The organism is Bordetella genomosp. 13 (assembly GCF_002119665.1).
GTDB lineage: Bacteria > Pseudomonadota > Gammaproteobacteria > Burkholderiales > Burkholderiaceae_B > Bordetella.
On sequence record NZ_CP021111.1, the window covers coordinates 4,690,278 to 4,714,534 of the forward strand.

20 protein-coding genes are annotated in these 24,257 nt (G+C 68.7%); 6 read left to right on the plus strand and 14 right to left on the minus strand.

Annotated features, from left to right (window positions below; translation table 11 throughout):
* Window positions 1–4: 4 nt before the first annotated feature.
* The 9 genes from siaD to CAL15_RS21205 all read right to left on the minus strand — a co-directional run bounded on the left by siaD (window position 5) and on the right by CAL15_RS21205 (window position 8,754).
* Window positions 5–835, minus strand: a complete 831-nt coding sequence (siaD, locus tag CAL15_RS21165; protein ID WP_086080294.1) for a biofilm regulation diguanylate cyclase SiaD — start codon at window positions 833–835, stop codon at window positions 5–7.
* Entirely contained in the window at window positions 832–1,209 is a 378-nt protein-coding gene (gene siaC / locus CAL15_RS21170; RefSeq protein ID WP_086080295.1) for a biofilm regulation phosphoprotein SiaC, read from the minus strand. Before siaC ends, siaD begins: the two co-directional genes overlap by 4 nt.
* A 30-nt stretch (window positions 1,210–1,239) precedes the next feature.
* Complete coding sequence (gene siaB / locus CAL15_RS21175; protein ID WP_086080296.1) at window positions 1,240–1,779, minus strand: biofilm regulation protein kinase SiaB; 540 nt, start codon at window positions 1,777–1,779, stop codon at window positions 1,240–1,242.
* Window positions 1,780–1,804: 25 nt separating this feature from the next.
* A complete protein-coding gene (siaA, locus tag CAL15_RS21180) occupies window positions 1,805–3,775 on the minus strand; it encodes a biofilm regulation protein phosphatase SiaA (RefSeq protein WP_332455552.1) in 1,971 nt (656 codons plus the stop codon).
* A gap of 275 nt (window positions 3,776–4,050) precedes the next feature.
* Complete coding sequence (locus tag CAL15_RS21185) at window positions 4,051–4,755, minus strand: ABC transporter ATP-binding protein (protein WP_086080298.1); 705 nt, start codon at window positions 4,753–4,755, stop codon at window positions 4,051–4,053.
* Complete coding sequence (locus CAL15_RS21190; RefSeq protein WP_086080299.1) at window positions 4,755–5,546, minus strand: ABC transporter ATP-binding protein; 792 nt, start codon at window positions 5,544–5,546, stop codon at window positions 4,755–4,757. The genes CAL15_RS21185 and CAL15_RS21190 overlap by 1 nt, the downstream gene beginning before the upstream one ends.
* Window positions 5,543–6,559: a branched-chain amino acid ABC transporter permease gene (locus CAL15_RS21195; protein ID WP_086080300.1), complete on the minus strand. Its 1,017-nt coding sequence runs from the start codon at window positions 6,557–6,559 to the stop codon at window positions 5,543–5,545. The genes CAL15_RS21190 and CAL15_RS21195 overlap by 4 nt, the downstream gene beginning before the upstream one ends.
* A 5-nt stretch (window positions 6,560–6,564) precedes the next feature.
* Window positions 6,565–7,485, minus strand: a complete 921-nt coding sequence (locus CAL15_RS21200) for a branched-chain amino acid ABC transporter permease (protein WP_086081227.1) — start codon at window positions 7,483–7,485, stop codon at window positions 6,565–6,567.
* Between the two features lie 105 nt (window positions 7,486–7,590).
* Window positions 7,591–8,754 carry an ABC transporter substrate-binding protein gene (locus CAL15_RS21205; RefSeq protein ID WP_086080301.1) on the minus strand — a complete coding sequence of 388 codons (1,164 nt, stop codon included), beginning with the start codon at window positions 8,752–8,754 and terminating at the stop codon, window positions 7,591–7,593.
* Between the two features lie 126 nt (window positions 8,755–8,880).
* Here CAL15_RS21205 and CAL15_RS21210 point away from each other — a divergent pair, with 126 nt between their 5' ends.
* From CAL15_RS21210 to CAL15_RS21220, 3 genes are all read left to right on the plus strand, one after another.
* Entirely contained in the window at window positions 8,881–9,768 is an 888-nt protein-coding gene (locus CAL15_RS21210; protein WP_086080302.1) for an alpha/beta hydrolase, read from the plus strand.
* On the plus strand, window positions 9,765–10,253 hold the full coding sequence (locus tag CAL15_RS21215) for a MarR family winged helix-turn-helix transcriptional regulator (protein WP_086080303.1): 489 nt from the start codon (window positions 9,765–9,767) through the stop codon (window positions 10,251–10,253). The genes CAL15_RS21210 and CAL15_RS21215 overlap by 4 nt, the downstream gene beginning before the upstream one ends.
* 121 nt (window positions 10,254–10,374) lie before the next feature.
* Complete coding sequence (locus CAL15_RS21220; RefSeq protein ID WP_086080304.1) at window positions 10,375–11,391, plus strand: hypothetical protein; 1,017 nt, start codon at window positions 10,375–10,377, stop codon at window positions 11,389–11,391.
* Between the two features lie 23 nt (window positions 11,392–11,414).
* On the opposite strand, the gene CAL15_RS21225 is transcribed toward CAL15_RS21220, so the two are convergent.
* Entirely contained in the window at window positions 11,415–12,176 is a 762-nt protein-coding gene (locus CAL15_RS21225) for an SDR family oxidoreductase (RefSeq protein ID WP_086080305.1), read from the minus strand.
* A 162-nt stretch (window positions 12,177–12,338) separates the two neighbouring features.
* On the opposite strand from CAL15_RS21225, the gene argJ reads away from it, so the two are divergent.
* Genes argJ through CAL15_RS21240 form a run of 3 tightly spaced genes read left to right on the plus strand, consistent with a single transcriptional unit; the run spans window position 12,339 to window position 15,442 of the window.
* Window positions 12,339–13,565 carry a bifunctional glutamate N-acetyltransferase/amino-acid acetyltransferase ArgJ gene (gene argJ / locus CAL15_RS21230; RefSeq protein WP_086080306.1) on the plus strand — a complete coding sequence of 409 codons (1,227 nt, stop codon included), beginning with the start codon at window positions 12,339–12,341 and terminating at the stop codon, window positions 13,563–13,565.
* Between the two features lie 34 nt (window positions 13,566–13,599).
* Window positions 13,600–14,472 (plus strand): ATP-binding protein, encoded by an 873-nt coding sequence (locus CAL15_RS21235; RefSeq protein WP_086080307.1) that lies wholly within the window; start codon window positions 13,600–13,602, stop codon window positions 14,470–14,472.
* The gene (locus tag CAL15_RS21240; protein ID WP_086080308.1) at window positions 14,465–15,442 is read left to right on the plus strand and encodes a Nudix family hydrolase; all 978 of its coding nucleotides are present in this window, start codon (window positions 14,465–14,467) and stop codon (window positions 15,440–15,442) included. The genes CAL15_RS21235 and CAL15_RS21240 overlap by 8 nt, the downstream gene beginning before the upstream one ends.
* A 10-nt stretch (window positions 15,443–15,452) precedes the next feature.
* Here CAL15_RS21240 and CAL15_RS21245 read toward each other — a convergent pair whose 3' ends face one another.
* The 4 genes from CAL15_RS21245 to CAL15_RS21260 all read right to left on the minus strand — a co-directional run bounded on the left by CAL15_RS21245 (window position 15,453) and on the right by CAL15_RS21260 (window position 24,130).
* Window positions 15,453–16,298: a DUF899 domain-containing protein gene (locus CAL15_RS21245; protein ID WP_232468054.1), complete on the minus strand. Its 846-nt coding sequence runs from the start codon at window positions 16,296–16,298 to the stop codon at window positions 15,453–15,455.
* Window positions 16,299–16,440: 142 nt separating this feature from the next.
* Window positions 16,441–17,916, minus strand: coding sequence for an efflux transporter outer membrane subunit (locus CAL15_RS21250; RefSeq protein ID WP_086080310.1), 1,476 nt, complete (start codon window positions 17,914–17,916; stop codon window positions 16,441–16,443).
* A complete protein-coding gene (locus CAL15_RS21255) occupies window positions 17,913–21,032 on the minus strand; it encodes a multidrug efflux RND transporter permease subunit (protein WP_086080311.1) in 3,120 nt (1,039 codons plus the stop codon). The genes CAL15_RS21250 and CAL15_RS21255 overlap by 4 nt, the downstream gene beginning before the upstream one ends.
* Window positions 21,029–24,130, minus strand: coding sequence for an MdtB/MuxB family multidrug efflux RND transporter permease subunit (locus tag CAL15_RS21260; RefSeq protein ID WP_086080312.1), 3,102 nt, complete (start codon window positions 24,128–24,130; stop codon window positions 21,029–21,031). Before CAL15_RS21260 ends, CAL15_RS21255 begins: the two co-directional genes overlap by 4 nt.
* Between the last annotated feature and the right edge of the window lie 127 nt (window positions 24,131–24,257).

Sequence of the window (24,257 nt, forward strand, 5' to 3'; positions counted from 1 at the left end):
CGGGCTACTCCGCTCGCTGGGCGATCGAATCGAACTGGAGCAGATCCGGCGGCATGGACGCGACGCAGTCGCGGCCGAGCTGCTTGGCGCGATACAGCGCCTGGTCTGCACGGGTCAGCGTTTCGTTGAATGTCTCCCCCGGCTGATACTGGGCCAGGCCGACGCTGACCGTCAAGCCGATGTCGCCGCCGGTCGTGGGAATGCGCAGGGCGCGCACCTGGGCCACGAAGCGCTCGAGCATGGCCTGGGCTTCCTCCAGCCCGGCCTCCGGCAGCAGCAGCAGGAATTCGTCGCCGCCCCAGCGGCCGCACGCGTCGTACTGCCGCAGGCCGTCGTGCAGCAGGCCCGACACGCCCATCAGCGCGCGATCACCCACGTCGTGGCCGTATCTGTCATTGATCTGCTTGAAATGGTCCAGATCGAGCATCACCACCACGAAACGGCGGTCGTGGCGGCTGGCGCGCTCGGTCTCTTCCTTCAACACTTCCATCAGGGCCCGGCGATTGGCCAGGCCGGTCAGCTCATCCTGGATGGACGCGCTTTTCAGCGCGGCGTTCAGCTCGCGCATCATGTTCTGGTAATGGTCGGAGATGCGCACGATGCGCTGCAGCTTGCGCAATTGCCGGTCGAAGCGCCGGCACACGTCCATCTCGCGTTCGCGCGCCATCGACTGGAAGGCATCCGACAGCTGCGTGATGCGTTCCAGGCGCTCCAGCACCTCGGCGGTATGTTCCCAGAGATCGTCCAGCGCCTGGCGCATCGGATGCCCGGCATGCGCAGGATCCGCCAGCAGGCCGCTGACGCGCCGTTCGAGATCGGCATGGTTGTGCTTCATTCCCGACCTGTCACCGCAAACGGAAACGTGCAATCTTCCTTGAACTCTTCAGCCAGCTCACCCACGCGCTCGTTGCGGGTGTCGTAGAACCATTCGACCGACACCGCCCTGCCCTTGTTGTGGGCGGCCTCGAGCAGGTCGAATATCTCCATCACGGCCTTGACGCTGCTGGTATTCAGGTACAGCAGTTCCAGTTCGATGCGCAACGGCTCCGCGCTTTCCTTGAGGTAGGTTTCCACCCATTCGAGCACGGGGCCGAACAGTTCGAACGAGTTCTCGGGATAGGAATCCCCTCCCATGCGCAGCACACCGGACTTGTGGTCGGTGAGGATGGAAGGGGTGGACTGCGTCCCGGACAGATTCAAATCTTTCATATCGAACTCGAAAGCTATGCGCACGACGTACTAAATGGCGACGCTGAGGCTGAAGAACGACCGGCCGTCCTGGCCATGCGGGCGCAGGCTGGCCTGCAGCGGCTGGCTGGAGCGGCGCGCGATGTCGATCAGGCCCAGGCCGGCGCCCGTCGCCGTGCCCGGCACGCGGGGTTTGTGCAGCTGGGCCTTGTACTCGGCCTTCAGGGCCGGCTTGTCCATCGTGGCCAGGCGCTGGACCATGGCCACCAGGCGGTCGCCGTGCGCGGTGTCGACCACATTGCCCGCGGAGACGACGTAGCCGCCCGCGTCGCGCCGATTGATCACCACCGTGGCGGATGCCTCGGCGTCGTTGCATTGCAGTGCATATTGACGGATGTTCTGGATCATCTCGATGTAGACCGAGAACACGTCCATCGCCTCGGCCGGCCGCGTGTGCTCGGCCTCGAGGTAGTTCTTCAGCGCGTTGCCGATCTCTTCGATCAGGCTGCGCGAAATCGGGCCATTGAAGCACAGTAGCGTGCGGTCCTGGTTGAAGCGTTCGCGCAGGGCATATAGATCGGAAGCATTCATAACGGTCACACCTTGGCGGCCAGGTTCACTCGAAACGGAAGGACAGCAGCGTGATGTCGTCGCGCTGCGGCCTTTCCCCCCGATATTCGTCAAGCGCCTGGCTGAAGGCAAGCGCCTGCTCGGGTAGCGGCTGTCGCGCATGGCGCATCAGCATGTCGGCGAAGCGGCGGTTGCCGAATCCGAAGCCATGTTCGCCACCCGCCTGGTCCAGGAATCCGTCCGTGACCAGATAGTAAGTCCAGCCGGATCGCAGGGACAATTCAACGTTCTCGTACTCGCCGGGCCGCTTGTCCGCCAGCGCGCGGCGCGCGCCGGGCAGCTCTTCCAGGACCTCGCCGTTGCTGGCGTACAGCGAGATCTTGGCGCCGGAATACACCAGCCGTTGGCCGGCCCAGTCTATATACACCAGTCCCGCATCGGTGTTGATGGCAAGCGTGCGCGGCAATTGCGCGTCGGCCAGCATCGCCCGGATGGCGGCGTCGGTGCCCGCCAGCACCGCGGCCGGGTCGGACGGGCCCACGTCGGCAATCGCCAGATCGATGGCCGCCCGCGCCAGCATGGTCATCAGCGCGCCCGGCACCCCGTGGCCGGCGCAGTCCACCACGCCCAGCAGGCAGTTGGGCCCATCGGAGCGGAATACGTAGAAGTCGCCGCCGACCACGTCGCGCGGCTTCCACAACACGAAGTGGTGTTCGCCCAGCGAGCGCACCAGCTGGCGGTCGGGCAGGATGGCGCGCTGGATGAGGCTGGCGTAGTCGATCGAGTCCCCGATCTTCTTCTGCGCTGCGGCCATTTCGCGATTGGCGTTTTCCAGTTCGCGGGTGCGTTCGCGCACCTTGCTCTCGAGTTCCTCGGTATGGGTGCGGACCTTCTGCGCCATCACGCCGAAGGCGCGGCTGAGGTCGCCGATCTCGTCCTGGCCCGCGGACGGCAGGGTGACGTCGTAGCTGCCGTTGGCGATGGCGCGCGCCGACTGCTGCAGGCGGCGCAGCGGCCGCAGCATCAGGCGCTCGACGGCGTAGCCGAAGCCCAGCAGCATGGCGGCCACCAGCAGCACCACGCCGATGGCGGCGGGCCACAGCCAAGCCGCACCCACGACGCGCGCCGCGCCGAGATCCACGGCCGTCAGCACGTGCCAGCGCAATTCGGGTATGTATGCCACGGACAGCAGCTGGCGCTTGCCGTCCAGCCCCGCCCAGACGGTCTGCACGGTCTGCGGATCGGCCAGCGCGCGCTGCAGGGCAGCCTGCAGGGGCTGGTCGTCGCGCGCGTCGATCAGGTCGAACACGCTGCTGTGGCGCTGGCCCGCCATGGCGCCCGAGTTGTAGGCGATGCGGGACTCGTCGTGATAGGCCTGGATGGCGCCCGCCTGGTCAATGATGATGGGCGTGACGCCCTCGTCGCCGCTGGTGATGAACTCCTGCAGGAAGCTGCTCAGGTCCAGACCGGAACCCGCCAGGCCCAGCACCCGCTCTTTGTCGCGCACCTGCACATTGATCCAGACCCGCGTCAGCTTCAACTGGTGGTCCGAATTGACATTGACGTTGTAGGCGTCCTGGGAGCGCACGGAGGCGTAGAACCACGCGTCTTCGGCCGTCTGGGGCGACAGCGTGTATCGCGGCGGCATCGGCGTCGGCTGCGCGCGGTCGCTGTAGTAGTAGTTGTTGCTCAGCGCGCTGATGACGAAATAAGACTTGCTGCGCAGGTCGCCGCGATATCCGTCCGCCTCGCGGAAGAACAACTCGCGCGCCGCCGGGTCGTTCTCGTTCAGCAGAAAGCGCCGGGTGACCTCCGAATCCGCCAGCCGCAGCGACAGCGCCAGGTCGCGCGAGACCGGCGCGACGATCTTCTGGCGGTTGAGCATCGTGACGTTTTCCGCGTAGGCGCGCCCGAAATGCTCGCGGACGCTGTCGAAGACCTGCCACCCTATCAACCCTGCCGGAATCAGCGCGATCAGGCAGGCCAGGGCCAAAGCCAGCAAAGACTTGGTCCTCAATCCCCATTTCGCCATGTTTGAACAGTTCCTGACAGATCGTTGATGCGCCGTGCGTGCGGCACATGGCGATGGTCGCGGCAGCTGCTGCCGCGGCGGCCGGCGCGAGGACAACGCCAGGGGTCGCCGGCCGGGAGGTCGCGCGCGGGGTAGAGTGTAGAGTCAGGGACGGTCAAAACAAAACAAATACCAACAATCACCCACCGAAATGCAGGGGATCGGTATCAATTTGACAACGTTTGCATAGATGCGGGCGGCCGGCGCCCGCGCGGCGTCGATCAGACGCCCAGATAGCGCGTCCAGAGCCCCCTGTCGGAGTCCAGTTCGCGCGAGTCGCCGGTCCAGACGACCTTGCCGCGTTCGAGGATGACGTGGCGGTCGGCCAGGGCCAGCAGCCGTTCGACGTACTTGTCGATGACCAGGATGGTCTGACCGGCCTGGCGCAGCGTGGCGAGGCAGGTCCAGATCTCTTCGCGGATGCGCGGGGCCAGGCCCTCGGTGGCCTCGTCCAGCACCAGCAGGCGCGGATTGGTCACCAGCGCCCGGCCGATGGCCAGCATCTGCTGTTCGCCGCCGGACAGCTGGTTGCCCATGTTGCGGGCGCGCTCGCCCAGGCGTGGGAACAGTTCGAATACGCGCTCGGGCGTCCAGCGCTGGCCGATGTCGGGATTGCGCGCCGCGACGAAGGCGGTCAGGTGCTCGCGGACGGTCAGGTTGGGAAAGCACTGCCTCCCTTCCGGCACGATGGCCAGCCCGGCGCGGGCGATGCGATCGGGGCGCCAGCCGCCGATGTCGCGGCCGCCGAAGGCGATGCTGCCGGCGCGCAGCGGCAGCTGGCCGAACAGGGTGCGCAGCAGCGTGGTTTTGCCCATGCCGTTGCGGCCCAGCAGCGTGACGACCTGCCCCGCGCCTATGCTCAGGTCGACGCCGAACAGTACCTGGCTGGGCCCGTAGCCGCTGGCGATGCCTCGAAGTTCCAGCATCATGCTTCCTCCAGCGCCGTGGCGGGCGCCTCATCGTCGCCCAGATAGGCCTGCCGAACCTCGGGGTTGGCGCGGATCTCGTCGGGCGTGCCCGTGGCGATGACTCGGCCATAGACCAGCACCGAGATGCGGTCGGCCAGCCGGAACACCGCCTGCATGTCGTGCTCGACCAGCAGCATGGCCGCCTCGCCGCGCAGGCTTTCGATGAGATCGGCCAGGCGCAGGGTCTCGTCGGGCCCCATGCCCGCCATGGGCTCGTCCAGCAGCAGCACCTGCGGACGCGCCGCGAGCGCCAGCGCGAACTCCAGCTTGCGCTGCTCGCCATGCGGCAGCGTGCCGGCCGGACGGTCGAGCAGCGCCGCGTCCAGCGCGCACTGGGCGGCCAGCGCGCGGGCCTGTTCGTACAGGGCCTCGTCGCGGTTGCGCGGCGTCCAGAAACGGAAACTGCTGCCGGCATGGGCCTGCACCGCCAGCAGCAGGTTCTCGAGCACGCTGAACGACTTGAAGATGTTGGTGATCTGGTACGAGCGCGAGAGGCCCGCGGCCACGCGCTGGTGCGCGTTCGATCCGCTGACGTCGGTTCCGCCCACCCAGAGCTTGCCGGCATCGGCGGACAAGGTGCCGGACAGCAGGTGGATGAGCGTCGACTTGCCCGCCCCGTTGGGCCCGATCAGGGCGTGGATCTCGCCCGGCTGCAGGTCCAGCGAGACGTGGTCGGTGGCCAGCAGCGCGCCGAAGCGCTTGACCAGGCCTTCGGCGCGCAGTGCCGGCGCCAGTGCGGCGGGGATCATGTTCCGCTCCGTGAAGCAGGGTTGGCGGCATCCGAAGACCCCGGCGCGACGGCCGGACGCCGCCCCGCCGCGGGCCGACCGCCGAACAGGGGTCCCACCAGGCCGGCCAGTCCGCGCGGCGCGCCGAACACCACGCACAGCAGCAGGATGCCCAGCGGCAGATGCCAGTACTCGGTCCAGAGCTTGAGAATCTCTTCGAGCGCCAGCATCACCACCGCGCCCGCCACGCCGCCATAGCGCAGGCCCACCCCGCCCACCAGCACCATGATCAGCAGGTTGGCGGACTGGGTCCAGTGCATCAGGCTGGGGGAGATGAACAGGTTGTGATTGGCCAGCAGCGCGCCGGCCAGGCCCGCCGCCGCGCCGCTGAGGCCGAACGCCACGAGCTTGATCCGGTACACCGGATAGCCCAGCGCCTCCATGCGCGCCTCGTTCTCGCGTATGCCTTGCAGCGCCGTGCCGAAGCGCGAGCCGACCAGGCGGCCGAAGCACCACATCAGCACCGCGAACAGCGCCAGCACCAGGTAATAGAACGATCGGTCGTCGGCCAGGTCGATGCCCGGCAGCGTGGAATAGCCGGGCAGGTTCAGGCCGTCCTCGCCGCCATACTGCCGCAGCGAGATGAAGACGTAATAGATCATCTGCGCGAAGGCCAGCGTGATCATGATGAAGTACACGCCGCGCGTGCGCAGCGAAATGGCCCCGGTGAGCACGGCCAGCAGGCCCGCCAGCAGCATGGCCGCGGGCCAGGCCACCAGGCCCGACGTGACTCCGGCGGCGCCCAGCATGCCCACGGCATAGGCGCCGGCGCCGAAGAACGCCGCGTGGCCCAGGGCCACCATGCCCCCGTAGCCCAGCACCAGATTGAGGCTGGTGGCCGCCAGCGCATAGATCAGCATGCGCCGCACGAACGACACGTAGAAGTCCAGGTCGAGCAGCGGCGCGACCAGCGGAAAGGCAGCCAGGGCCAGCAGGAACAGCCCCGTCCAGAAGAGCGAGCGAGTATCCGTCATGATGCTCAGCCGCGCGCCGGGAAGAGGCCCGAGGGCCGGAACACCAGCACGCCGGCCATCAGTACGTAGATGGCTATGGCCGCCAGCGTGGGACCCACGCTGGACGCCACGTCGGGCGGAAAGAAGCTGCGCAGCAGCGTCGGCAGGAAGGCGCGGCCCGCCGTGTCGACCATGCCCACCAGCAGCGCGCCCGCGAAGGCGCCCCGTATGGAGCCGATGCCGCCGATGACGATGCACACCAGCACCAGGATGAGGATCTCTTCGCCCATGCCGACCTGCACCGCCGTGACCGGACCGAGCAGCGCGCCGGCCAGCGCGGCCAGCACCGCGCCCAGCGCGAACACGCCCAGGAACAGCAGCGGCACGCGCACGCCCATCAGCGTGGCCATCTGGCGATTGGAGGCCCCCGCGCGCACCAGCACCCCGGCGCGAGTGCGCGTGACGAACCAGTACAGGCCCACGGCCACCGCGAGCCCCAGGCCGATGATCATCAGGCGATAGGCGGGATACATCAGGTCGGGCAGCAGCCGTACCGGACCCGACAGCGCAGGCGGCGTGTTCAGCATCATGGGCGCCGGCCCCCAGATCATCTTGACGAGGTCGTTGGCGATGAGGATGACGGCGAAGGTGCCCAGCACCTGCGCCAGGTGATCGCGCACCGCCAGGCGGCGGATGAGCACGAGCTCGAGCACCGCGCCCACCAGGCCGGTGGCCAGCGCCGCGACCGCCACGGCCGCGGCGAACGAGCCGGTGCGCTGCATGGTCTCGGCAGCCACATAGGCGCCCGCCATGTACAGCGAACCGTGCGCCAGATTCATGATGTCCATGATGCCGAAGACCAGGGTGAGGCCCGCGGCGATGAGAAACAGCATCAACCCGAACTGCAGACCGTTCAGCAGTTGCTCGACGATCAGCGTATACGTCATGAACATCCCCCGCGCCGCGTATGTCGTGCCATCGCGGTCATCGATATGTCTTTGCCCTGCGGACCGGCCGTGGGCAGGGCCGTGCCCTGCCCACGCGCCGCCGGATCAAAGCTTGCACTCGCCGACGTAGACGTCCTGGTGCTTGTCGTACACCTTGCCCACCAGCTTGTTGGTGATGCGGCCCTGCGCGTCCTTGCCGACTTCGCGGGCGTAGTACGCCTGGATCGGATAGTGGTTCCTGCCATAGGTGAACGAGCCGCGCACCGAGGGGAAGTCCGCCTTCTCGAGCGCCGCCACGATGGCGTCGCGGTCGCTGGCCTTGCCGCCCGCCTGCTTGACCGCGGCGTCCATCGCCATGATCACGTCGTAGGCCTGGGCCGCATACACCGACGGATAGCGGCCGTTGTATTCCTTGCGGAACGCGTCGACGAACTGCTTGTTCTGCGGCACGTCGAGGTCGTGCGCCCACTGGGCGGTGTTGACCATGCCGAGCATGGGCTCGCCCACGGCCGGAATGACGTCCTCGTCGGCCGAGAAGCCCGGGCCGACCAGCTTGATGTTCTGCGACAGGCCGGCGGCGACGAACTGCTTGACGAAGTTGATGCCCATGCCGCCCGGCAGGAAGATGTAGACGGCCTCGGGTGCGGCGGCCCGGATCTCGGCCAGTTCGGCCGCGTAGTCGATCTGGCCCAGCTTGGTGTAGCGCTCGTTGGCCACGGGGTTCTTGTAGCCGCGCTTGAAGCCGGTGAGCGCGTCCTTGCCGGCCGGGTAGTCGGGCGCGACGATGAACATCTTCTTGTAGCCGCGGTCGGCCGCGACCTTGCCGGCCACTTCGTGGAAGGCGTCGTTCTGATAAGTAGTGCCGAACCAGAACTTGTTGCACTGCGCGCCGGCGTACTGGCTGGGGCCGGGGTTGTTGGACAGGTACGGCACCTTGGCGGCGAACAGCGCGGGGCCCACGGCCAGCGCCACGTTGGAGCCGATGGGACCGGTGAAGAAGTCGACCTTCTCGCGCTGGATATAGCGCGTGGCCAGCTGGCGCGCCTGATCGGGGTTGCCGCCCATGTCGGTCTGCAGGAACTCGGCCGGCTGGCCGCCCAGCTTGCCGCCGAGCTGCTTGATGGCCAGGTTGAAGCCGTCCCGCGCCTCGGCGCCCAGCGCCGCGAACGGACCGGAGATGTCGTTGGCGATACCCACCTTGATGGTGTCGGCGTGGACCAGTACGGGGACGAACGCGGCGGCGGCCACGATGGTAGATAGGAAACGCATGCTGGGGGCTCCTGCGCGGCGCGCGGCGGATGAGAAATCAACTGGCGTGCGGCATAGTTTAGGTTTAAAGTATTCCGCAAAACAAGTCTAGGGTTTGTCCCAGGTGCCCTGCCCCAAGGTACATCGATGAGCACTGTCTACCGCCACTACGACCGGGACGCGCTCGACGTCCAGTACAACGCACGCGCGACAGTACCCGACGTCGAGGCGATACTCAAGCAGTACGCCGAAAAAAGCCGCCACGCGCGCGCGACGCTGCCATGCAGCGTCGGCCTGGCCTATGGCGATCATCCCGATGAAACGCTAGACGTGTTCCCGGCCGCCCATGGCGGCCCGGCTCCGGTATTCATGTATGTGCATGGCGGCTACTGGCGCGCGCTGGGCAAGGACGACTCCAGCTCGATGGCGCCCGCCTTCACGCGGGCCGGAGCGGTGGTGGTGTCCATCGATTACTCGCTGGCCCCGGCCGTCACGCTGGACCGCATCGTCGACCAGACGCGCCGAGCGCTGGCCTGGGTTCACCGCAACATCGCCCGCTACGGCGGCGATCCTGCCCGGCTGCACATCGGCGGCAGTTCGGCCGGGGCGCATCTCTGCGCCATGCTGCTGGCCGGCGGCTGGCAGAGCCAGGCCGGCGTGCCTGCCGACGTGGTCAAGGGCGGGCTGCTGCTGTCCGGCCTGTACGACCTGACCCCTCTGGTGCACACCCACATCAACCAATGGATGCGCATGAGCCACGACGACGCCGTGCGCAACAGTCCCGACCGCATCGCGCCTGCGCATGGCTGCCCCATCATCGTCAGCTACGGTGACAACGAGACCGACGAGTTCAAGCGCCAGAGCGACGACTACCTGCGCGTCTGGCAGGCACGCGGCCATCCCGCGCGGCACGTGCGGGTGCCCGGCCTGAACCATTTCGACATCGTGCTCGAGCTCGGCCAACCCGGCAGCCCGCTGGCCGGCGCCGTGTTCGAGCAGATGGGCCTGTCCTTTTCCTCAAGAACCGCCTCATGATCGACGCTCCCGACCTCGAAACCCGCGCCGCGCCCGACGACCATCACGCGCTGCGCCTGTGGCTGCGCATGCTGACCTGCTGCAACCTGATCGAGACGGAGATCCGCGGCCGCCTGCGCAACGAGTTCGACACCACACTGCCGCGCTTCGACCTGATGGCGCAGTTGCAGCGCGCGCCCAAGGGCATGAAGATGGGCGAGCTGTCGCGCCACATGATGGTGACCAACGGCAATATCACGGGCATCACCGATCAGCTCGAGAAGGAAGGCCTGGTGGTGCGCACCAAGGTCGAGACCGACCGCCGCAGCTCGGTGCTCAAACTCACGCCGCAAGGCCGCAAGACCTTCGCGCGCATGGCGCGGGCCCACGAGGGCTGGGTGAAAAGCATGTTCGACGACCTGCCAGAGTCCAGCCGCAATGCGTTGTTCAAGGCCCTGGGCGAACTGAAGCTGCAGGTGGTCGCCCGGCGCGCGCAGGAACGCTAGGGCCTGTTAACAGGCCCTGGGGCCCGCCATTCGCGCCGGCGCGGCGGACGCCTCTTGCCATGGGCGCGGTCCGCATCGGACGGTCCCTGGAACGACGCCGGATTGGCGCATAATTGCCGCCATGATCCCGGTATCGATTCCTGGCGGCAATTACTACGCGTCCCTCGTGCTCTCGCTGATCTGCCTGAGCACGTTGCTGACCTGGCTCGCCCGCCTGGCCATCAGCCGCCGATCCCGGATGTGGCTGCGCGAACATCGCCGGCTGGGGCCCGCCATGATGGCGGCCCTGGCCGTCACCGGCAGCATCTTCCCGTACCAGCACATCGGTCAGTGGCTGGCCGCCCAGCGCGACGCGCGCGAGGAACAGGCGCGCCGCGCCGTGCTGGAGTCCGCGCGCCGCCTGGCCGGGGTGGACATGCCCGCGGGCACCACCCTGCGCCTCACCCATCCCGGCGACCTCGAATCTTTCACGCAGGCCGACTTTCCGGCGCTGGTCGAGGTGGGCGGCCTGCAGGCCAGCCAGTTGTTCCGCTACCGTCGGCCGGCCGGACCCGACGGCCCGGCCAAAGAGACGTGGTCGGTGACGCTGGCGGCCGATCAGTCCGTGCAGGGCGGCTGGCGCTGCTCGCGCAGCCATCGCGCCGAACTGATCATGGAAGACGGCCGGCCGCGCTTCGACAGCTGTCATCTCGCCTCGGGCAATACACTGGGCAACTTGCCCTTGCCCACCGGCACCTGGGTCGACCTACGCCAAGCCATGCCGCAGCGCTGGCTGCTGCGTGTCGAAGGCAGCGAACCGGCCACGGTAGCCGGCCTGGCGCTGCTGAAGGCGGACATCTCGGTGGACAGCCAGCGCCAGTTGCTGACGTTCGAGGGCCTGCTGGCCGAAGAGCTCAGGCTGGGCGATCTCACCTACCCCACCGGCACGCGCGCCGGCAGCGCCGCAGGCGTGCGGGGGGCCCAGCCGGGCGACCTGGTGTTCAGCCCGCCGCGCGGCCGCGCGGCGCGCCGCGCCGGCCAACCCGACATCGCGTCGGGCAACACCGTGGTGCAGGCCCCGGACGGCACCGTGCGTTCCGTGTTGAGCAATCGCGACGCCGGCGTGCTGGACGTGGCGACGATGCAGATCGGGCCCTGACGGCGACGCCCCGCGCGCGCGGTTCAGAACGTTCCAGGGTACCCGCCGCCGTCCAGCAGCACGTTCTGTCCGGTCATGTATCCGGCATGCGCGCTGCACAGGAAGGCGCAGAAGGCGCCGAACTCGTCGGCACTGCCGAAACGCCCCGCCGGAATGCCGCGCAGGCGGCTCTCGCGCTGCCCAGGCGCCTTGAACGCGCTGCGCAGGCGGTCGGTGTCGAACGGGCCCGGCAGCAGATTGTTCAGCGTGACGTTGCGGGAGGCCAGCCGCGACTGTCGCGCCAGGCCGGCGACGAAGCCGGTCAGCCCGCTGCGCGCCCCATTGGACAGCCCCAGCACGTCGATCGGCGCCTTGACCGCCGCGGACGTGATGTTGACCACGCGGCCGAAGCCGCGCTCGGCCATGCCGTCCACGGTGGCCCGCATCAGGGCGATCGGAGCCAGCATGTTGGCATCGAGCGCCGCCAGCCAGTCGGCGCGCTCCCAGTCGCGGAAGTCGCCGGGCGGCGGACCGCCGGCATTGTTCACCAGGATGTCCACCTGCGGGCACGCGTCCAGCAGCGCCTGCCGCACCTCGTCCTGCGTGACGTCGCCCGCCACGCAGCGCACCTCGATGTCCGCGCGCAGGGCGCGCAGCTCATCCGCGGTCTGGTTCAGCGCGGCCTCGCCGCGCGCGTTGATGACCACGTTCACGCCCTCGCGCGCCAGGGCGGCGGCGCAGCCCTTGCCCAGCCCCTTGCTGGCCGCGCACACCACAGCCCAGCGGCCGGCGATGCCCAGATCCATAGCGATACTCCTCGATATTGGCCGGGATCGGCCCGGCGCCCAAGAGGGGAAGCTTACTATTGCCCCGGCGCGCACTTTGCCGGCAGGCCGGGCGGTGGATAATAGAGGGCTGTATCGCCGGCGCCAGGCCCGGCGCCTTCGTCCTTCACCGAGTCACCATCCATGGCCGTCAATCTGCAGATCCCCTCCGAATCCGAAATTTTCCCCGTCGCCGGTGTCGAAATCGGCGTCACCGAGGCGGGCATCCGCAAGGCAGGGCGCCGCGACCTGACGGTCTTCCGCCTGGCCGAAGGCAGCAGCGTGGCGGGCGTGTTCACGCGCAACCGCTTCCGCGCCGCTCCGGTGCAGGTCTGCGAAAAACACCTGGCCTCGGGCGGACCGGTGCGCGCGCTGGTCATCAACACCGGCAACGCCAATGCCGGCACCGGCGCCGACGGCCTGAAGCGCGCCCAGGACACCTGCTCCGCGCTGGGCCGCCTGCTGGACGTGCCTGCCGAACAGATCCTGCCGTTCTCCACCGGCGTCATCCTCGAGCCGCTGCCGCTGGACCGCCTGACGGCCGGCCTGCCGGGCGCGATCGCCAAGCTGGCGCCCGACCAGTGGTTCGATGCCGCGCACGGCATCATGACCACCGACACGCTGCCCAAGATCCATTCGCGCCGCATCGACGTGGCAGGCAAGATGGTAAGCATCACCGGCATCAGCAAGGGCGCGGGCATGATCCGCCCCAACATGGCCACCATGCTGAGCTTCCTGGCCACCGACGCCGCCATCGAGCAGCCGCTGCTGCGCAAACTGGCCGTGCAGATCGCCGACCAGTCGTTCAACCGCATCACGGTCGATGGCGATACCTCCACCAACGATTCGTTCATCCTGATCGCCACCGGCAAGTCGGGCGTGGCCATCTCGTCCGAATCCGATGCCGCTTACGCGGCCGTGGTGCAGGCGTTGACCGAGGCCGCCGCCGACCTGGCGCAGAAGATCGTGCGCGATGCCGAAGGCGCCACCAAGTTCATGACGATCCGCGTCGAGGAAGCCGGCAGCACCGAAGAGGCGCTGAAGGTGGCGTATGCGGTGGCCCACTCGCCGCTGGTCAAGACCGCCTTCTTCGCGTCCGACCCCAACCTGGGCCGCATCCTGGCGGCCATCGGCTACGCCGGCATCGATGACCTGGACGTCTCGCGCATCCGCCTCTGGCTCGGCGACGTGCTGGTGGCCGTCGACGGCGGGCGCAATCCCTCGTACCAGGAAACGGACGGCCAACGCGTGATGAAGGAAGCCGAGATCGTCGTGCGCATCGCGCTGGGCCGCGGCCAGGTGGCCGACACGGTCTACACCTGCGACTTCTCGCACGAGTACGTCAGCATCAACGCCGACTATCGCTCGTGATCGCCTCGCCGCCCCGCAACCCCGCCGAAAGATGATGGAATCCAATCCCACCGACATGTCCCGCCTGCTGGCGCGCGCCGAGCGCGTGCTGGCGCAGCTCGAAGCCTGGCTGCCGCCCGCCCCGCCCGACATCGACTGGACCGCCCATGCCTACCGCTGGCGCAAGCGCGGCTCGCGCGGCTGGCTGGACGCGGTCCGCCACGTCGCGCGCATCGAACTGGACGACCTGCAGCACATCGAGCGCCAGAAGGACATCATCGACCGCAACACGCGCCAGTTCCTGCAGAAGAAGCCGGCCAACAACGTGCTGATGACGGGCGCGCGCGGCACCGGCAAGAGCTCGCTGGTGAAGGCCATGCTGGCGTCGTACGGCGAGCAGGGCCTGCGGCTGGTGGAAGTCGACAAGTCCGACCTGGGCGACCTGCCCGACATCGTCGAACTGGTCGCGGGCCGGCCCGAACGCTACATCGTGTTCTGCGACGACCTGTCGTTCGAGGAAGGCGAAGCGGGCTACAAGGCGCTGAAGTCGGTGCTGGACGGCTCGGTGTCGGCCTCGGGCGACAACGTGCTGATCTACGCCACGTCGAACCGCCGCCACCTGATGCCCGAGTACATGAGCGAGAACCTGCAGGCCCGGCACCAGCCCGACGGAGAGATCCATCCCGGTGAGACCGTCGAGGAGAAGATCTCGCTGTCCGAGCGCTTCGGGCTGTGGCTGTCGTTCTACCCGTTCAAGCAGGACGACTATCTGGACATCGTGCGCCACTGGCTGCGCGAGCTGAAGTGCCCGGCCGACCAGATCGAGCCTTCGCGCACCGAGGCGCTGCAATGGGCGCTGGAACGCGGCTCGCGCTCGGGGCGGGTGGCGTACCAGTTTGCGCGTGACTGGGCCGCGCGCCATGTCTGAGCCGCGCGGAACCGACAAGATCATCGACGTCGCCGCGGGCCTGATCCTGCGTCCGGATGGGCAGTTGCTGCTGGGACAGCGGCCCGAAGGCAAGCCATGGTCGGGCTGGTGGGAACTGCCCGGCGGCAAGCTCGAGCCGGGCGAGACCGTGCTGCAGGCCCTGGCGCGCGAACTGCACGAAGAGATCGGCATCCGCGTCACCGAGGCGTGGCCGTGGGTAACCTATGTGCACGCCTATCCGCACACCACGGTGCGGCTGGCGTTCTGCCAGGTCACCGGCTGGGAAGGCGAGCCTCGCAGCCTCGAGAACCAGCGCCTTCAGTGGGTCGACCCGGCGCACGCCGGCGTGGTGGGCGACCTGCTGCCGGCCACATTGCCGCCGCTGCGCTGGCTGCAGCTTCCGACCACCTACGCCATCAGCGCCATCGGCTCGCCCGACGCGCTGCCCGCCTACCTGGCCCGGCTGGATGCCGCGCTGGCGGCCGGACTGAAGCTGGTGCAGCTGCGCGAGCCGCAATGGCCCGACGGCGCTGCCGCCGCCTCGCTGCATCAGGCCATGCAGGCCGTGCTGGCGCGGTGCCGGGCGGCGGGCGCGCGCCTGCTGGTCAACAGCGCGCATCCCGATGCGTGGTGGCGCGAGGCCGACGGCGTGCACCTGCGCGCCGCCGACGCCGCAGCCCTGCACGCCCGGCCCGAACTGCCGTCCGGCGCGCTGGTGGGCGTGTCGGCGCACGACAATGCCGAGGTGTTGCGCGCCCGCATGCTGGACGCCGATTTCGCGGTGCTGGGGCCGGTGCTGGCCACGGCCACGCATCCCGGCCAGCCCGGCATCGGATGGGCGGCGTTCACGGCGGGCATCCGCGATGCGGGACTGCCGGTGTACGCGCTGGGCGGGCAGTCGGAACAGACCCGCAACGAAGCGCGCCGGCATGGGGCGCACGGCATCGCGGGGATACGCGGGCTGGTGTAGGCCTGCGCAGTCAGCCTCTCGCGTCGTTGCCCGTGCAGCCCGGGCACGGCTGCGCCGCTGACTGCTCGCGCTGCGCGCGCGACGCTTCGCGGAATGTGGCCTCTCCGGCATCGGACACCGCTACCCATTCTTTGTCGGGCTCGGCTCCCGCCACATAGCTGTCGTGCCAGTTCCACCATTTGTAGGTCGGCGTCTGGGGATAGCCCTCCGGAGAGTCCTCCCACAGCTCTTGGCGGCCCAGCGGCGTGACATCGAGATAGTTCCAGGTACTGCCCATCTGCTCGTCGCCGCGGTTGTTCAGGAAGTACGTGCGGAACACCCGGTCGCCCTCGCGAAAGAACACGTTCGTGCCATGCCATTCGTGCACGCCGAAGTCGGCATCGAAGCCGTCCGTGATCGTGAACCACGGCATGCTCCACCCCATCCGCGCCTTCAGCCGGGCGATGTCGGCCTGCGAGGCGCGCGACACGAAGGCCAGCGTGGTGTCGCGCGCGTTGAGATGCGCGACATGGGCCACCTGGTCGGCCACCAGCGAGCAGCCGCGGCAGGCATGCTCGGGCCAGCCGTACACGCCCGGCTCGAAGAAGGCGCGATACACGATCAACTGCCGCCGCCCGTCGAACAGATCGATCAGGCTGGCCCGGCCCGCCGGCCCTTCGAATACGTATTGCCGGTCCACCGCCGTCCAGGGCATGCGCCGGCGCTCGGCCGCCAGCGCATCACGCGCCCGGGTCAGGGCCTTTTCCTTCACGAGCAACTGCTGGCGCGCCGCCTCCCATTCCTGCGGGGACACCACGGGCGGCGTGCGCATGATGGCCTGTCCTTCCTTCGGTCCGTTCCTTGCAGATGTCGTCATGGCTCTCGCCCTCCTGGCTGAATGCGCACGTCCCGCGGCGGACTGCGATGGACTGCGCAGGCGACGGCTGCCTGTGGGCGGGGCGTGATCAGCACATAGTGTTGTGCCAGGAAATGCGGTGGTGGGAGTAACAAATGTGGCGTCATTCGGCCGTCGTTGCGGCCTGCCCCCCATCCGGCGCCAGCCCGTCCCACCCGCCGCCCAGCGCCGCGATCAACTGCACGCTGGCCACCAGCCGGTCGCCGATCAGCGACAGGGCCGAGCGCTCGCTGCTGAGCGCCGTGGTCTGGATGGCCGCGACGTCCAGGTAATCGACCAGGCCCTCTTCGTACTGGTTGCGGATCAGCCTCAGCGATTCGCGAGACGCGTCCAGCGCGCGCGCCTGCACCACCTGCTCCTGCGCCAGCACGCGCAGCTGCACCAGATAGTCCTCGACCTCGCGCAATGCGGTCAGCACCGACTGGCGGTAGGCGGCGGCCTGGGCGTCATAGGCAGCGCGGGCCTGGTCCACCTGCGCCTGGCGCGCGCCGCCGTCGAAGAGGGTCATGGCCAGCGACGGCCCCAGTGACCAGAAGCGGGCCGGCGCGCTAAGCCAGTCGGCAAAGCTGCCGTTGCGGAAGCCGCCATCGGCGGACAGGACCAGGTCGGGAAACCAGGCCGACTCGGCCACGCCGATCTGCGCATTGGCCGCGGCGGCACGGCGCTCGGCGGCGGCCACGTCGGGTCTGCGCTCCAGCAGCTCCGAAGGCAGGCCGACCGGAATCTCGGGCAACTGCTGCGCGAAGTCCCGCGGCGGCAATGCGAAGCGCGAGGGCGGCTGGCCCGTCAGCACCGCGATGGCGTGCTCCAGCTGCCCGCGCTGCCAGTCCAGGTCCACCGACTGGACCCGCGCATTCTCCAGCTGCGCCGTGGCCACCGCCACGTCGGCCTTGCCCGCCACGCCGGCGTCGTACCGGTTGCGGTTCAGCTGCAGCGCCCTCTCGTAGGCCACGGTGGTGGCGTCCAGCAGGCGCTTCTGCTCGTCCAGCACGCGCAGCTGGAAATAGTTCTGCGCCAGCGCCGCCTGCGCGCTCAGCCGCGTGGCGGCCAGGTCGGCGGCGGATGCCTGCGCGCTGGCACGGCTGGATTCGAGGTCGCGGCGCAGGCGGCCCCACAGGTCCAGCTCCCAGCTGACGCTGCCGGTCAGCGCATACTGGTTGCCCACCGAATTGCCCGACCCCGAGCCGCCGTTGCCCGCGCCCGAACGCGTGACGCCGGCGCTGGCGCCGACAGCGGGATAGAAGCCGGCGCGCGACGACTGCACCAGCGCCTGCGCCTGCCGGTAGTTGGCCTCGGCCACGGCCACGTCCTGATTGGCGGCATTCAGCTGCACCATCAGGCCGTCCAGCACGTCGTCGCCATAGACGCGCCACCATAGTCCGCGCGACACGTCGTCGCGAGGATGAGCGGGCTTCCAGCCCGGCACCCGCTCCTGGCCTTCCTTGTAGCCCATGCCCACGTCGATGGCCGGACGCTGGTAGTCGGGGCCCACCGCGCAGGCGGACAGCGCCACGCAAAGCAGCAGCGCGCCGGCGCGCAGCACAGGACGGAGAAGACGATGACGAACGGCTCGGGTCATGGGCGGGATGCGTGATGGTCGAGACCGCCGCGGCGGCGCGCGGCCCACAGGCGGAAACGATCGAGGTACAGATACACCACGGGGGTGGTGTACAGCGTGAGAATCTGGCTGAGCACCAGGCCGCCGACGATGGTGATGCCCAGGGGCTGGCGCATCTCGACGCCCGGGCCCGTGGCCAGCACCAGAGGCAGCGCGCCGAAGATGGCGGCCAGCGTGGTCATCATGATGGGACGGAAGCGCGTCTGGCAGGCCTCGAAGATGGCCTCGCGCGGCGACAGGCCGCGCCTGCGCTCGGCCTCGAGCGCGAAATCGACCATCATGATGGCGTTCTTCTTCACGATGCCGATCAGCAGGAACACGCCGATCAGCGCGATCAGCGTGAACTCGCTGCCCAGCACCATCAGCGCCAGCAAGGCGCCGATGCCCGCCGACGGCAGCGTCGACAGAATGGTGAGCGGATGCACCAGGCTTTCGTACAGCATGCCCAGCACGATATACATGGTGACCAGCGCCGCCAAGATCAGCCACGGTTGCTGGGCCAGCGTCTTCTGCAGCTCGGCCGCCGTGCCCTGGAAGCCGGCCTGTATCTGGTCGGAGGGCAGGCCGATGCGTGCCACGGCCGCGTCGATGGCCGCCGTGGCCTGGCCCAGCGACACGCCGGGCGCCAGGCTGAACGACACGGAGTCGGCCACGAACATGCCCTGGTGGTACACGCGCAGCGGCGCATTGCCGACCTGGTAGCTCGCCACCGCGGCCAGCGGCACGCGCTGCCCCGCGTCGGTGATCACATACACATCTTTCAGCGAATCGGGATCTCGTGCGAACTGCTGGTTCACGCCCATCACCACGCGGTACTGGTTGAGCGGGCCGTACATCACCGACACCTGCCGCTGGCTGAACGAGTTGTTCAGCACCGCGGAGATCGACGCCATGCTGATGCCCAGCCGGCTGGCCGCCTCGCGGTCGATCACCAGGTTGACCTGGCGGCCCTTGTCCTCGGCGGCGTTGTCCACGTCGGTCAGTTCCGGCAGCGTCGCCATCGCCCGCTGCACGCGCGGCAGCCAGGTACGCAGCAGGTTCAGGTCGCCGGTCAGCAGCGCGTACTCGTACGAGCCCTGCGTGGCGCGCGCGCCGACGCGGATGTCCTGCTGCGACACCAGGAACATGCGGGCGCCCGGTTCGCGCTGCAGCCGCGCGCGCAGCCGGTTGATGATCTCGTCCGCGCTGGCCTGGCGCACCTCCAGCGGCTTCAGCTGCACCTGCACGAAACTGCTGTTGCTGCCGCCCCGGCCGCCGGCGTAGGCGGTGACGCTTTCCACCGCGGGGTCCTGCATCAGCACCTTGCGGAAGTGCTCCAGCTTGGGCACGGTGGACTGGAAGGACGAGCCCTGGTCGGCGCGAAAGAACCCCAGCAGCTGCCCGGTATCCTGCTGCGGGAAGAAGCCCTTGGGCACGACGGTGTACAGGTAGACGTTCAGGGCGATGGTGCCGGCCAGCACCAGCATCGTCAGCCTGGCGTGCCGCAAAACCCATTGCAGGCTGCCCGCGTAGCCGCGCTGCATGCCGCCCATCATGGCGTCCAGCGCGCGGGCCACGCGGCCGGGCTGGCGCGCTTCGCGCTCGCGCCCCCCGGATGGTTCGGCGCGCAGCAGGCGGGCGCACATCATGGGCGTCAGGGTAAGCGACACCACCAGCGACACCAGAATGGCCGCGGACAGCGTGACGGCGAACTCACGGAACAGACGGCCCACCACCCCGCCCATCAGCAGGATGGGAATGAACACCGCGATCAGCGACAGGCTCATGGACACCACGGTGAAGCCGACCTCGCGCGAGCCGCGCAGCGCCGCGCGCATGGGCGAGGCGCCCCGCTCGATGTGGCGCATGATGTTCTCGAGAACCACGATGGCATCGTCCACCACGAAGCCGGTGGCCACGATCAGGGCCATCAGCGAAATGGTGTTGAGCGTGTAGCCGCACAGGTACATGACGCAGAAGGTGCCCACCAGGGACACCGGCACCGCCACGCTGGGGATGATCGCGGCGCGCCAGCGCCGCAGGAACAGCAGCACCACCATCACGACCAGGCCCACCGCGATGACAAGCGTCAGCTCGGCCTCGTGCAGCGAGGCGCGGATGCTGGGCGAGCGATCCTGCGCGACGCCGAGGCTGACGTCGCCGGGCAGGAAAGCCGCCAGCTGCGGCAGCTGCGCGCGCACCGCGTCCACCGTTTCGATGATGTTGGCGTCGGCCTGGCGCCGCACGATCAGCAGCACGGCGGGGCGGTCGTTGTAGAAGCCCGTCTGGAAGATGTCCTCGACCGAGTCCTCCACCCTGGCGACGTCCGACAACCGCACCGGCGCGCCGTCCCGCCATGCCACGATCAGGGGGCGATACTGCTCGGCGCTGTCGAGCTGGTCGCTGGCCATGATCTGCCAGTGATAGCTCTCGTTCTCGACCATGCCCTTGGGGCGGTTGGCATTGGCCGCCGACAGGGCCTGCCGCACTTCCTCGAGCGACACACCGCGATTGGACAGGGCGCCCGGGATGAGGTCCACGCGCACGGCCGGCAGCGAACTTCCGCCCACCGTGACTTCGCCCACGCCGTTCACCTGCGCGAGCTTCTGCGCCACGATGGTGGTGGCCAGGTCGTACAGCTTGCCCTGCGTCAGCGTGCCCGACGTCATGGCCAGCGTCATGATGGGCGCGTCCGAGGGATTGGACTTGTGGTACGTGGGGTTGCTGCGCAGGCTGGTGGGCAGCAGCGAGCGCGCCGCGTTGATGGCCGCCTGCACGTCGCGCGCCGCGCTGTCGATGTCGCGCGAGATGTCGAACTGCAGGGTGACGCGGGTGGACCCTTGCGAACTGCTCGAGGTCATCTCGGTGACGCCCGCGATGCTGCCCAGCGAGCGTTCGAGCGGCGTCGCCACGCTGGACGCCATGGTCTCGGGGCTGGCGCCCGGAAGGGTGGCCGACACCGAGATGGTGGGAATGTCGACCTGCGGCAACGGCGCCACCGGCAGCAGGAAATACGCCAGCCCGCCCACCAGCACCACGGCCAGGGACAGCAGCGTGGTGGCTACCGGGCGGACGATGAAGGGCGCGGACAGGATCATGGCTGCTGCGCCGGCGTGCGCTGCGCGGCCGGCCGGCGGCCGCGCCCCAGGCGGTCGAACATCAGGTAGATGACCGGCGTGGTGAACAGCGTCAGCACCTGGCTGACCAGCAGGCCGCCCACCATCACCAGGCCCAGCGGCTGCCGCAGCTCGGCGCCGGTGCCGGTCGACAGCATCAGCGGCAGCGCGCCGAACAGCGCGGCCAGCGTGGTCATCAGGATGGGCCGGAAGCGCAGCAGCGCGGCCTCATGGATGGCCTCGCGCGGCGACAGGCCGCGCTTGCGCTCGGCATCCAGCGCGAAGTCGATCATCATGATGGCGTTCTTCTTCACGATGCCGATCAGCAGGATGATGCCGATGATGCCGATCATGTCGAGATCGGTGCCGCTCATCATCAGGGCCAGCAGCGCCCCCACGGCCGCAGAGGGCAGCGTCGACAGGATGGTGATGGGGTGGATGTAGCTTTCATACAGCACGCCCAGCACGATGTACATGGTGACGATGGCCGCAAGAATCAGCCACAGCGTGCTGGACAGCGAGTTCTGGAACGCCAGCGCCGCGCCCTGGTAGCGCGTCTCGATGCTGGCCGGCATGCCGATCTCCTGCTGCACCGCCGCGATGGCGTCCACCGCCGCCGACAGCGACGCGCCCTGCTCGAGGTTGAACGACAGCGTCACCATGGGGAACTGGTCGAGCCGGTTGATGGCCAGCACCGAGCGCCCTTCGATCACGCGCGCCACGCTGGACAACGGCACCAGCTGGCCGTCGGCCGTGGCAATGTGCAGCCGCTCCACCGAGGCGGGACCGTTGCCGAACTGCGGCTCGACCTCGAGCACCACGCGGTACTGGTTCGACTGCGTGAAGATGGTGGAGATCAGGCGCTGCCCATAGGCGTCGTACAGCACCTCGTCGATCGCCGACACCGTGATGCCCAGGCGCGAAGCCGCATCGCGGTCGATCTCCACCCAGGCCTGCAGCCCTTGGTCCTGCAGGTCGTGCGTCACGTCGCGCAGCTCGGGCACCCGGTTCAGGCGCTCGGCCAGCCGGGGCACCCATTCGGCAAGCACGTCCAGGTCGGGATTCGACAAGGTCATCTGGTACTGCGTACGCGCTACGCGGTCGTCGATGGTCAGGTCCTGCACCGGCTGCATGAACACCCGCATGTTCGCCTGGCCTTCCTCGAACGACTTCTGCAGCCGCTGCACGACTTCCGCCAGGGTATCCTCGCGCTCGGCGTGCGGCTTGAGCGCGATCTGCATGCGGCCTGCGCTGAGCGTGGCGTTGCTGCCGTCCACCCCGATGAAGGATGACACCGACGCCACCGCGGGGTCCTGCATGGCGATGCGCGCCACCGACTCCTGGCGTTCGGCCATGGCCTTGAACGACACCGACTGCGGCGCCTGCGTGATGGCCTGGATCATGCCGCTGTCCTGCTGCGGGAAGAAGCCCTTCGGAATCAGCAGGTACAGCAGCACCGTGAGGGCGAAGGTGGCCAGCGCCACGACCAGCGTCAGCGGCTGGTGGCGCAGCACCACGGCCAGCATGCGGTCGTACCGCGCGATGACGCCATCGAAGAACGCGGCGGTGGCGCGATGGAAGCGGCCGTAGCGGTGCTCGGATTCGGGCTTGAGCAGGCGAGCGCACATCATCGGCGTGAGCGTCAGCGACACCACCAGCGAGATGAGAATGGCCACCGCCAGCGTGACGGCGAACTCGCGGAACAGCCGGCCCACCACCTCGGTCATGAACAGCAGCGGGATCAGCACCGCGATCAGCGAGAAGGTCAGCGAGATCAGCGTGAAGCCGATCTGGCTGGCGCCCTTCAGCGCGGCGGCCATCGGCGTCTCGCCCTCCTCGATGTGGCGCGCGATGTTCTCGATCATCACGATGGCGTCGTCCACCACGAAGCCCGTGGCGATGGTCAGCGCCATCAGCGTCAGGTTGTTGATGCTGAAGCCGGCCAGGTACATGATGCCGAACGTGCCGATCAGCGACAGCGGCACCACCACGCTCGGTATCAGCGTCACCGTCAGGCTGCGCAGGAACACGAACGTGACCATCACCACCAGCGCGATGGCCAGCATCATCTCGTGTTCGACGGCGGCCACCGAATCGCGGATGGTCTGCGTGCGGTCCGCCACCACGGTCACGTCCAGCGTGCCCGGCAGCGACGCGCGCAGCTGGGGCAGCAGCTCCTGGATGCGGTCGACCACGTCGATGACGTTGGCGCCGGGCTGGCGCTGCACGTTGACCAGGATGGCCGGCCGGTCGCCCACCCACGCGGCCTGGCGCACGTCCTCGGCGCCCTGCACCGCTCGCCCCACGTCGGACAGCCGCAGCGGCGCATTGTTGCGATAGGCAATGATGAGGTCGTTGTAGGCCGTGGGCGACTGCAGCTGGTCGTTGGCGTTGATGGTGATGGAGCGCTGCGGGCCGTCCAGGTTGCCCTTCGGCTGGTTGACGTTGGCCCCCACCACCGCCGCCCGCAGGTCGGACAGGCTGAGGCCGGCGGCCGCAAGGGCCTGCGGATTGACCTGCACGCGCACCGCCGGACGCTGCCCGCCCGCCACGCTGACCAGGCCCACGCCCTGCACCTGCGACAGCCGCTGCGCCATGCGCGTGTCCACCAGGTCGCGCACCTGCGGCAGCGCCATGGTGGGCGACGTGACGGCCAGCGTGAGCACGGCCGCATCGGCCGGGTTGACCTTGTTGTAGGTGGGCGGCACAGGCAGATCGCCGGGCAGCAGGTTCGAGGCGGCGTTGATGGCCGCCTGCACCTGCTGCTCGGCCACGTCGAGCGCCAGCGCCAGGCTGAACTGCAGCGTGATGACCGACGCGCCGCCCGAGCTGGTGGAGGTCATCTGGTTCAGGCCCGGCATCTGCCCGAACTGGCGCTCGAGCGGAGAGGTGACCAGCGAGGTCATCACGTCGGGGCTCGCGCCCGGATACAGCGTGACCACCTGGATGGTGGGATAGTCGACCTCGGGCAGGGCCGAGACCGGCAGCATGCGATAGGCGATGAACCCGGCGATGAGGATGGCCACCATTGAAAGCGTGGTGGCCACCGGACGCAGGATGAACAGGCGCGACAGGTTCATCGCTGATCTCCGCGCGGCGCGTTACGGTATTCGCCCCCGGGACGGCTTGGCGCGCGCTTCACGGAGCCCGCGCGCTGCGCACTGGGGGATACGCCCTCGGGGCGGCTCGACGGCAGGCTCATCGCGC